The following is an 11,225-nucleotide window of genomic DNA, read 5'->3' on the forward strand; positions in this document are numbered from 1 at the left end:
ACAAAAAAATCCCCGGCATAGAATAGGTATGCGAAGCAGCCTATTCGTAGCCAGGGATTTACGGCCCCTAGTAGAAACCCTCAAACCATATCATTGAGGTTATACGAACATTGTGTCAGTTATTTATCGTTTACAGGAGTTAGTGTAATGGATAAATACGAATGTGTCAACTTTAATATAAAATATAGTTCGTAATTTAACGAATTTCAGGAAATACAATAAGGTTATTGTTAATTATATTCAACAAAAACCGAACATTAACAAACCAATGGTGCCATGCCGCACCGCATTAAGACCAGTTTCCGAAAGGAGTCTGGATTACGGCCTATCTTCTCCCTTTTCTTATCCCTTGGGCGATGGCCCCAACGATCAGTCCCCAGATCGCATTTGTGATGAACACGCTGACGAAAGCAAACGGATTAGTCAGCGGGCCCTGAAGATGCCCGGTAAGGATCGGTGACATCACGCCGCTCACGATAATGGCGAACAATGCGTAGGCCACCCCCGCCAACACCAGCGTGCGAACCGGATCGGTGACCTTTTTCATGATCACGATGATCAGCCAAGCCAAGGATATCAATACGGTCATCAAAATACTGCCAAACTGCTGCCCGATGAGGTCCATCAAACCGGTCATTTTCATGATCGGCCTGATCATCGCGAGCGCTCCCAAGCCAACAATCAAAGGCAGGCTGAGCTTAGCGGCTCCTGCAATGTTCATCTATATTTCATTCCCTTCTGTTCTCATGGTCTGCCTTCCCGGCTTCCCTTACAGCATAACGAACGGATGTTGAGAACTTATGAAGGGACTTTACGCTTTTCGTGATATTTACCGATTCCAAGCAAGAAGAAATCATCACCATGAACAATGGCAAAAAAAGAACCCTCCGCCACCGCTACTGGTGGCAAAGGGCTTGGCTGTAAAACTCCTTATATTTTCGGCTATGGTTAATCCGTATGTCGGCTCTTTATTTCTGAGAAGCCTGATCGGTCGTATCGCCGGTTTCCTGATCCGTGTTTCCTTGCCCAGAATTCGCGGTCAAAACAAACGATCCGCCGGCCGCGTTGACTTTATCAATCAGGCTAACGTCCAGCTTTTTGCCCAGCTTCACGATTACGGTGCTGGTGTATTCGTCCGTCAACGTATTACCGGAACCGGTCGCACCTGTAGTTCCCGTTGTTCCTGAACTGTCCACCGCTCCCCCGGTGTCACCGTTACTGGTGTCTCCGCTGCCTGAAGCTGTACCGTCTTTACCGCCGGCAGTGCCAGTCGATGCATCATCCGATGGATCGGCAGCCTTGTCGGACGACTGACCGGCGTCCGCTCCCTCACCGTTCGAGTCCGTTCCCGCCGTCCCATCCGCAGCGTTCGTCTTCCCGCTGGAAGCCCCGCCGGTATCCGCCTGTCCGTCCTTCGTCGCATCTGTATCGGTCCCGCCAGGCGTTTCGCCGGTCTGGCCGCCTTCCGTCGCATCAGTGCCTGACGTTCCTGCTGAATCGGCGGTCTGCCCGTCGGTTGCCTTGCCGCCTGCCGTATCTCCGGACGTGGAATCCGTTCCCCCGGCCGGATCCGCCGCGCACTGGCTGACCGTCTGCGGATCAATCGCCTCAAACAGGATGTTTCCGTCCTTGTCCAGGACGGTCACTTCACCGGCTTTGAAATTCCGACACGCCTCCGGCTGCTTGAAGTGGAAGGTGAGCTCCGTCAATTCCCCTTGCTCCCCATCCTTGACCTGCTCCGCCGTAAGCAGCGGAATTTCCGTTGCCGTCTCTGTCGCCGGAGGCTGGGAAGCGACCGGCGGTTTCGTAACGTCTACCGGGTCCGCCTTCCGGTCAAAGGCACCATTCGCCTGCAGCGTCAGCATCGTGATGCCTGCCGCGATGACAATGACCAGCAGCACCGAGCTGAGCATGATCGGCTTGCGGTTGTTTCTGAAAAACTTCATCCAGGATGGCGCAAGTTCCGACCGTGCCCGGGCGTAGGCCGGCTGAAGCGCCTGCGGAGCGGAGTCAAAGTATCTTTTCACCCTGTCTTTGTTCCGGAACGCGCCCGGGTCATTTCTTTTCATAAACGACACGATCGCCGCGGCATACGCGGGCACCAGGCCGCGCGGACGCACAAACAGCGGCTGGTCCGCAGACCACTGGATGTACTCATACACCGTCTCCGGGCTGTCTCCGTATTTATACACGAAATCCAGCAGGGATCCGTAATCCACCGCGCCGGTCTCCACGTCCTGACAGAAGGCCAGAGTAATCCACTCGAACACCTCCGGTTTCACTTCCCGCTGCAGCCAGCCACGGCCGATATACTGCACCTGATCCCGCTCGGCAAAGGACAATCCGTCCAGCACGTCCTCCCTTTTCGGGTGGTCGGTACCGAACCATTGATAGAGCGCCAGCATGACATTCGCTTTGGAGCGGATGCGGGCATCGAATCGGGATACCCACGATCTTAATTCCTTCGCCTCCCGGAGAAATCCAATATCCAGCAGCTGCTCTCTCGAAAGACGTTCCAAATCCAGATCCTTCAGCAAAAAGAGATTGGCCGCATACACCAGCCGGTCGACAAACCGCGACCCGCCTTCGATTTGGCCCAGTCCGCGGCCCGGATCCCGCTCGAGATCGTCCAACTGGTCCATCACCGCATTCACGGCGCGGACCGGATCGGACTCCCGGCCCAGCTTGTCCATCAGCTGCGTTTCCGCAAGCTTGGTGAACACGGCGTTCTCCAGCACGATCGGGTGATTCTGCACCCAGGCGCCGGCGAGCTCGACCAGATCGCTGGCTGTCGCTGCCTGTTTCAGCCTGTTTTCTATGTAAGGCTCGAACAGCAGGGCGGGCAGCCCCGGGCTGCTCAGCACACGGGCGAAGAAGGTGCGGCTCAAGGCCGGTGTACTCTCCAGCATGCCGTACGCGGCTTGCGCAATATCTTCACGCTGCTGCGACAGCGCATTGTTGATCGTACGGATGAAATACTCCACGATGCGCAGGCCAAAATTTTTGCCGTCGACGGCATAGTAGTCCTTGATGCTTTCGATGATGTCCGTACCTGGCACCTCGCCCAGCTTCACCCGATCCAGCTCTTTGTCAAAACGCGTCAAGAACAGCTGATTCAGCCGGGCTTTGGCATGAACGGCCCCAGGTGTGGACAGATAATCAAGGATGCAGCGCAGCACCGTGCCAGTTTGAGCCGTATACAGCTCTTCCCGCCCCTGATCGATCTGGTACAGCACGCACAGCTCATGGTAGCCCGCAACCGAAATCCTTCGGATCGGCTCCATGCCCTCCATCATTTGGTCGGCAAAAGCATAAAAATCCTCCAACCGTTCCGGACTCCGCAGATTCGCCCAGGCAAAATCCAGGTACGGCTGCTTGGACCAGTCCAGGTCCACGTTGATGACGCGGCCCGCCGCCAGCTCAAACAAATAATCCTTCTCCACGCTGCGGTCACCGAGGCGCAGGCCTCCTTTTTCCACGAAGGTCAGATGGATGCCTTTTTTGCTCTGCGGCTCTTTGGCATACGTCAGAAAACCAAGCTCGCTACGCAGCGCGTAAGGCAGGCTGCCATACAGCACATGCAGCAGTTCGCGCGCCTTGACGGACAACTGCTCCACCGGAACGTCCAGGACGATGTATACCTTCTTTTTGCCCGATACCGACGACATGGCTGCAAACAGCAGCTGTTTGAACACCTTCTCGTCAATATGCAGTTCCTCCAGGAGCGCCATGACCTCGGCCGCCGCCATATTCTGCCCGTCTTTCGCCACCGGCAAATCCCCCAGTTCGGGGAGGTCCGGGCCCAGCTCAATGTCGTAGTGATCGGTAAACTGGGCGTTCAGGAGCCTGCGGTAATCTGTGCCCGTCTGCTCCATCCAGCCCGGTGGGAGTACATAGTTATGGGTAAAAAAGGCACTGCGCAGCCCCGTAAAATCCGCCGGCTGGTACACGCTGCGTCCCAGAACCGTTTCCCCGGTCTCGGTCCGTAACAGATGCAGGGCGTCCGGATAAGCGGCTGCTTCCTTCTCGCTCCGAGCGGTCAGCTCCGCCGGGGCGTCGTATTGGCAGAACGGATGCAGCACCTTTTTAATAAAACCATGTTCCAGCCCCAGCGATCTGGCGATCGTATCAAACCCTTCGGTAGAGCGGAAAATCCCGCGCCGTTCGCGGGTATACATTTGCTGCTGAACCTTTTTGGGAGTGAAATCCGGCACTAGTCTTCTCTCCCCTCAATGTATTTCAGCTTGTACAGCAGCCAGATAAATGGCTCATCCACCCGGATCGGGCTGACCACGCTCTGCAGCTTCTGCCCCACCGGATTGCTGCCCAGCGCAGACACCGCGAAATAAGCCGTATTGGAAAAGTACACGTCCATCGTCCCCTTAAACGGCCGGTCGACCTTTTCGATGAAGCGGCGGATTTCTCCGTCGATATTTTCGAACTCAGTCAGATTCAAATATTTGCGGTGCACCATGTTGTTAAAAATGTTGCTGTTCGGCTTCACGTACTCGCCGTCCTCGTCCTTCAACGAGTGGAGCATGTCGCTCTTGGTCAGCACCACCGCTGTCGGTATGTCGGTTTTGCCCTTGTCCTCGTAGGCGATAAAGTCGCCGAACAGGGTCAGCACCACGTCCCGCGGCTCATCGTACTGCGACACCCATTCGCCCGGCTGGTCGCCTAAATTCAGGCGGATCTTCTCGCGGATCGAGCGGATCTGCAGCGGATCGATCATGAACAGGATGCCCGCGGAGTTTTTGATGTGCTGCCCGTGCAGGCCGAGATAATCCTCGTCGACCATGCCCTCGCCGGCCACATCGAAGAACACCAGCGTGAGCGGGGGCTTGGTCTCGTCCTTGAATACGAATTGGAAAATAAACGGCTCCTGCATCTTCTCCTTCTGCGTGGAAGCGAGCAGGTCCCCACGTTCAAACAGCGGCTCCTCGTACATCGTGCGGAACTTGCGGCTGATCTCCGCATTCAGCGGCATGCAGGCCGCATTGAAATGGTCCGCCGTCATATGCTGAAGCGTATGGATCAGCGAGGTCATATAGACCGACTTGCCGACCTGCGATGCGCCGATGATCGAGATGATATTGCTCGGCACTTTGCCCGCCGTTACCGGAAGTTCGTTATGGCACTTCGGGCACAGCCGTCTGCGCGTGACCACCCCGTAGCGGTCGTTCAGCCCGATCAGTACGTGATCGGAGTAGATCTGATGCTCCTCGGGAATGTCCCGCGGATAGAGGATCGCCTCCATGTCGTACACCGAATCCAGGCCGAAGCGTTCCCGGTAGCGGTTCAGTTCCTCATCCTCGCGGAGCGCGTAATCCTCGTCGTCTTCCCGATGGTGGGCAGCGCGGAACACGACCTCCTCCGGCGAAAATTTGCTGAAGCAGTACGGACATACGATATCGTAAAACAATGGCCGGGGCTCCGGCTCCGGCTTCCTCTTGAACCTGTCAAAAATGCCCATGATGCTCTCGTTCCCCCTTTCCCGTACTTCTATGTTCAATAGCTGGCTCGAAGAGCCGCTAGTAATCTCATTGTGAGCTGGCTCGAAAGAGCCGCTGATGCCTTATCGTAAGCTGGCTCGAAGAGCCGCTGATACTCTTCCATGAGCTGGCTCGAAGAGGCGCTGATGACTTTTCGTGAGCTGACTCGAAGAGGCGCTGATATCTCTCGTTTTGCGGAAGCAAAACATCGAGAATAGCTTCCTCGAACCGTGGCAGAGAAGCTAAAGCCCGCTCCGATGCCGGATCATTCTTCCGATCGCTGTTGCCTCCAAATTTCCTGATTTGATTAACCCTATTAAAGGTTGAAATTCCGAGGCAAAGGCGACCGCTGCCGCTTCTCCAGAATGATTCCGTCCTCTCCGCTGGGTCATCTCCGGAAGCATTTTATCTCTGGGCCTCGCTCTGCTTTAGCCCTATGGAGTACGCTCAACTCTTAAGCTCTAAGCTCTTTCCCTCTAAGCTGTTATTCTCTAAGCACTTCTCTCAAAGCACTGCTCCCTTAATGTATACGTCCTGCTAATCTATTCGTTCTGGTCATCTTTTTTTCTGCTAATCTATTTGTTCTGCAGATCTAACGTTTATCTCGACCGCGAACCCTCAAACTCCATTCTGCAGCTTTACAGGTCGATTCCGCAAGCTTGCGTACTTTTAGACTGTATTATTTCGCCCCTCAAAGCTAGCATTTCGCCTTTGAATCCAATTCCGTTCACTCTAACCCTTAATTTCACTAGTTTAATAGTTCATATGTTTAATCTCTATATTTTATCGCACATTCCTGCCTAAAGGCAGCCGATACGACCTGCCCGGGATTTCTTCTTCGAGCTAACCAGCTTCCGGCCGCTCCTCTGAGTCTGCTCATAGCTTCCTCCTGCCAAGCGGATTATGGAACATCCCGAGTCTGCTCACAAACACCCCATGCAGAGCGGGATTGAAGCACTTAGAATCTGCCCACAATGCTCCCAGCCAAGCGAACATAGAACATCCTGAGTCATCCCACAAACGCTCCCTGCCATGTCGATATGGAGCATCCTGAGTCTACCCTCAAATTGCCCCCTGCCAAGCGGAATATATGGACCGGAGAGTTTACGTGCTTCCTTTGAAATCGTGTTATTCCCTTCTGACCTCATCAAAATAACACGATTTCAACAGAAGCCGGAGGTGCATATATGGAGCGACCCAACAGAAGCCGGAGGTGCATATATGGAGCGACCGGAGCGACCCTAGCGACCCTGCACCAACTCATACAGCTGCCCATACTTTTTCCCGTCCGTAAAAAACAGGCGCACGTAGTCGTTTTTGCCCACCTCGATGGCGGGCAGCACGTTTTTCCCCGCCGCGAAATCCATGACGAACGGATACACCGTTCCGTCTTCCTTGTGGGCGGGGTAGCTTCCCTGCTTCTTGACATAGCAGAGCGCTTCCTTCGGGATCGGGACCTCGGTCGTCACCCGGATCTCCACGGTCTTGAACTTCTGCAGCCATCCGCCCTTCTCGCGGATGGAGACGGTCACGCGGGCTTTGCCTGTGCTGAAGACGGCACGATTGGCCCCGTCAGGCTGGCGGAACAGGACGGCATCGCCTTGTTCCGTTACCGAAGCATAGACGGTGTAGATGACGCGTCCGACGCCCTCGATCCGGTCGTGATAACCGTTGTTCGCTTTGTATTCGTTTCGGGTATACAGCCTCAGCTTGTCGGAAGGCGAATCGGACGGAGCCAAAGCTCCGCCCTCTCCCGCGTCCTCCGCAAGAATGTCAAAAGCCCTGCCGATGTACACGGCCTGAATCCCCTCCGGCCACTGCCAACGAAGGGTGCAGCGATCCTCGTCCAGCTGGTGGGACAAGCCGCGGATGACCGGGTCGCCCGGCTGTGCATCGATAAACCGCATAAGTCATGCGCCTCCCTGCTTAGAATCCTCTGCTCGTGTTGTCTTTCTGGCGCCGGTCGAAGCCGGACTGCGTCCGTCCAGCCTGGCCCGGGCGCTGAAGACCGGCCGCCAGCTTGCCGTTCTCCTTCACCGGAATGACGCCGGTGAACAAGGCGAGCACGCCGGCCAGGATCAGGCACGACAGCAGGCGGACCATCTCGTCGCCAACGGTGTGGCCCGACAGGCCGAATTCGAGCACGGCTCCGGCGATCAGGCCGGACACCACGCCGCCAATACCAAAGCTGCGGGCCAGATACCGGTTGTCGAAGATCAGGCCGAGGGACAAGCCGATCGTCCCGCCGATGATGGCGATGAAAGCGATGTGCAGCATCCGGTAATAGACGCTGTCCTGCGTCGGACCGGTCCGTTCGGTCAGAAGCGTCCGGTCGCCTACGTCTTCATAGATTTGCTGGAAGACCGGCGACAGGTCGCCCGCATTGGACACGTCGTAATACTGCCCGCCCGTCTCCCGGGCAATGTCCTGCAGCAGCTGAGCCCCATCTGCCTGAACCAGGCTGAGCCCGATCGTGTTGACAGCGATTTGGCGCTGCTTGTACGCCGCGAGGGCGCTGTTCAGGTCGACATCGCTGATGCCATCCGACAGCAGGATAACCATCGTGTTCCGGCTGGCGTCATTCGTTTCCTCGATATGCTTCATCGTATCCGCCAGCGCCAGGCTGATGTTCGTTCCCCCGTCGGTTGCTTCAAGCCCGTCGATTTCGGAGATGACCTTATTTTTCGCATCCTTATTTTTGACCTTCATAAACGGCTGCAGCAGGGTCGTCTGGTCGTTAAAGACCATCACCGCCACCCGGTTGTCACTGTCCATCCGGTTGATCAGGTTTTTGGCTGCCGTGTAGCGGTCATTGTCCGGGTCCGTCTCCCCCATGCTTCCGGAGTTGTCGATGACCAGAGCAATGTCCTTGACCGGCTTCGCATGACCGGGATTGATCTCGTAGACGAACTCCAAAACCAAACCCAGCACGAAGACCAGCACCAGTGTGGCTGGCACGAGCAGTTTCCAGGAAGTCCCCATATACCGCTGCCTCCAGGACGGCCCGTTCAGGCGGGGTGACATCATCTCCGCGATCAGGCACCCGGTGCCGATGCAGAGAGCCAGTATTCCCAAATATAATCCAATAGCCACGATTCGCGGAAGATCGCTGCCCCACACGTGCAACACGACCTCTCCGATGACGTAGCCGGCCGCGCCGCCAATCAGGCTGAGGAGCAGCAGAAGCAGATTGATTTTACGCTGCATGATACCATGCTTCCTTTCTTAAGTGGCGCCCGGGCCCTTACCGCAGCTCCGGCAGCTGCCCGGGGTCCACACCGTGAAATTCGTAGCCGTTCTGGACGTACGTCTCATAATAGGCTTTGCCGTTGCGGTAATACATCAAGTCCTCCAGATGGAATCCGCCCATCAGGTTCAGCTTCTCGACGCCGCTGCTGCGCTTCTCATGCACGACCCCGAGCTTGTAGATGCGCGAGGTCTCGTCTGCCCCTAGGGCATACCGGACGAATTCGCTGCTGGCATCGCCAAAGAAATACTTTTCCTCATAGCGGTGCTCCTGCGTGTAGTCGAACAGCCGCACGTTAATGACCGCATGCTCCTCAAGGGTTCGGTACAGCATCTTGAACAGGTCTTCCTTCGACAGCACCTGCTTGTTGCTGTAATCGATCGTTACGTTGGCCCGGCGCAGCAATTCGTCCTCAAAGGTCTGATCAAACGGCTCCGCCGTCAGCAAATCACGCTCCACGACAGCAATGAGCCTCTCCAGCAGTCTGTCGGTCCCTGAAGCTGACAATGCGGACAGGTTCCCGACATAACGGTCCTCGAAAAAGATATACGCCCCCCGCTTCGCCTCCAGGTCGCGCATGATGTCTTCGGTCACGAGTCCGTAATATTCCATAATGTTCTGCCCGATATAATCGTCGGCAGCCCGAATGCTCTGCTGCGCGGAGGCATGCAGCTCGCCCTCCAGCTGCTCCAGCCGCTGCGCCTGCCGTTTGTAGTGGCCGTGCAGACGCTCCAGCTCCGCCTCGTAGCGGCGGTACAGCTTCAGCTCGGTCTCCAGGAGCAGCAATTCCAGCTTGCGCTGATAGATGGTCTCCAGAAAATAGCGGATAAAGCTCCGCACATTATGCTTGTCCATCAGCGGCCGTTTCGGAAAAGGCAGGTTCCCCACCTGCTCGCTGTAATACCGGTCGAGCTCGGCCCGGTCAGCCTCCAGCTGGCCGGCCATATCGCGGATCCGGGCCCGCAGCGCCTCCAGCACACCGCCTGCCCCGTCTTTCTCGCCGGTCCATGCCGCAATGTGGAACACGCTGATCTCCGGATGTTCCGCCATCTGCTGCCGGATGACGGAATCCAGCTCTTCCGCCCCGTCCAGGCGGCCCAGCGCTTCGCTTGCCTCCTGCTCGTAGTTGGCATGAAAATACCGCCGGCATCCGTCACCGAACAGCGCCTCCTCCGCTTCGCGTACGGACATGCCTTTGAGCGAAGCGAATCCGACCGGCCGGGTCATCATGCCGTTCATTTCCTCAATCCGGCTGCCGTCCGGCACCACATGGTCCGCACGCGACGAAACCGCCGCCGGATCCAGCCCGAAGAACGTCAGGCGTTCCTTGATGCCGAGTTCCCTTCCGGCCTTCATCCGCAGCAGCAGCTGGCTGTAGAAATGGTACAGCACCGTCAGGGCAATCGGCTGGTTCGGCCGCTTGACCCGGGAGAAACCGGCGGAGACATAGCCCTGCCGGCCGGACTCGGTCATGATGTTGTTTTTGAAGGAGGTATTGTTATAGCTTCCTGCCTGACCGTCGACCTGATGTTCCTTCTGCTTGCGGTTCTTCAGCAGGCCGAGGTGGCAGATGATCTCATAGTTGTCCTGCATGCCGCCAGGATCGGCGATGCCGCGCTCGTTTTTGTCCGACAGCACGTACACCAGATCGAACAGCGGCGAAGCCGGATGTCTCACCGGAATGGACAGTCCGTCCTCCGTTACATGCAGCGGCGCGGAGAACGCGTACTCGGGGCGCTGCATCATGTCGAGCTCCCGCAGAAAAGCCATCCCTGCCGAGCTGGCATATCCGAACGACTCCAGCTGCTCCCGTTCGCTGATCAGCGCGTACAGGTCCATCTGAACCGACTTGAAGGACTGGCTGAAGATCGACTGGGCCAGCAGCGAAATTTCCGGTATGAACACATTAAGCGGGTCGTCGACCCGCGTAATGACAGAGAGATGGATCCGGTCGAACGAGGAATACATCCGGCCGTAGCCCGCAATATGAGACTCTAGCCGGCGGATCGCCTTATTGAGCTCGAACAACTGCTTTTCATTCCGGTAGAACGCCCGGTGCAGCTCTTTGCGTATCGATTTGGGATCACCCGGCACAGCGGAGTCGTCCAACAGAAACCGGCTCAGCAAGGAGCCGCCGTCTTCGGAGCGCACTTCGCCGAACCCGTACCCTTTGGCTTCAAACCGTCCATTCGCATAACTTTCCTGGGAGGCCATGGACGCCAACGTGCCGTGGGTCTCGTCTGAAGCGGCAGCCCCCCGGTCGCTGCCGGACGCCGTGCCGACATGGAAATACGTCACGCCGGCGCTGTTATCCCACTTTTGCCGGTGGATCTTCATGATCGGTCCGATGGCGTCCGCCGTCTTGTCGCCGATAAACAGAAGCACCGCCGGGTAATGGATGCTGCTCTGGTCGTCTCCCTTACCCGTCAGGCTCTCCTGGGCCGCGGCATAGCTGGATGCAAACCGCTCTAAAATGCCGTTCATCG

At 56.8% G+C, this 11,225-nt stretch carries 6 protein-coding genes and 1 riboswitch; all 6 genes read right to left on the bottom strand.

The genetic code is table 11. The annotated features are described in order from the left end of the window. Positions 1-27: 27 nt before the first annotated feature. Positions 28-127, bottom strand: a riboswitch (purine riboswitch). A gap of 198 nt (positions 128-325) precedes the next feature. Continuing rightward, positions 326-721: a hypothetical protein gene (locus tag C7820_RS22740; RefSeq protein WP_116232964.1), complete on the bottom strand. Its 396-nt coding sequence runs from the start codon at positions 719-721 to the stop codon at positions 326-328. A gap of 247 nt (positions 722-968) precedes the next feature. After that, on the bottom strand, positions 969-4,214 hold the full coding sequence (locus tag C7820_RS22745; protein WP_116232965.1) for a GAP1-N2 domain-containing protein: 3,246 nt from the start codon (positions 4,212-4,214) through the stop codon (positions 969-971). Beyond that, positions 4,214-5,473 carry a hypothetical protein gene (locus C7820_RS22750; RefSeq protein WP_076172999.1) on the bottom strand — a complete coding sequence of 420 codons (1,260 nt, stop codon included), beginning with the start codon at positions 5,471-5,473 and terminating at the stop codon, positions 4,214-4,216. The genes C7820_RS22745 and C7820_RS22750 overlap by 1 nt, the downstream gene beginning before the upstream one ends. Positions 5,474-6,733: 1,260 nt before the next feature. Beyond that, the gene (locus C7820_RS22755) at positions 6,734-7,399 is read right to left on the bottom strand and encodes a beta-mannanase (RefSeq protein ID WP_116232966.1); all 666 of its coding nucleotides are present in this window, start codon (positions 7,397-7,399) and stop codon (positions 6,734-6,736) included. A gap of 19 nt (positions 7,400-7,418) precedes the next feature. Further along, the gene (locus C7820_RS22760) at positions 7,419-8,699 is read right to left on the bottom strand and encodes a vWA domain-containing protein (protein WP_116232967.1); all 1,281 of its coding nucleotides are present in this window, start codon (positions 8,697-8,699) and stop codon (positions 7,419-7,421) included. Between the two features lie 37 nt (positions 8,700-8,736). Then, positions 8,737-11,223, bottom strand: a complete 2,487-nt coding sequence (locus tag C7820_RS22765) for a transcription initiation factor TFIID (RefSeq protein WP_116232968.1) — start codon at positions 11,221-11,223, stop codon at positions 8,737-8,739. Between the last annotated feature and the right edge of the window lie 2 nt (positions 11,224-11,225).

Source organism: Paenibacillus sp. VMFN-D1 (genome assembly GCF_003386155.1).
Lineage (GTDB): Bacteria > Bacillota > Bacilli > Paenibacillales > Paenibacillaceae > Paenibacillus_AQ > Paenibacillus_AQ favisporus.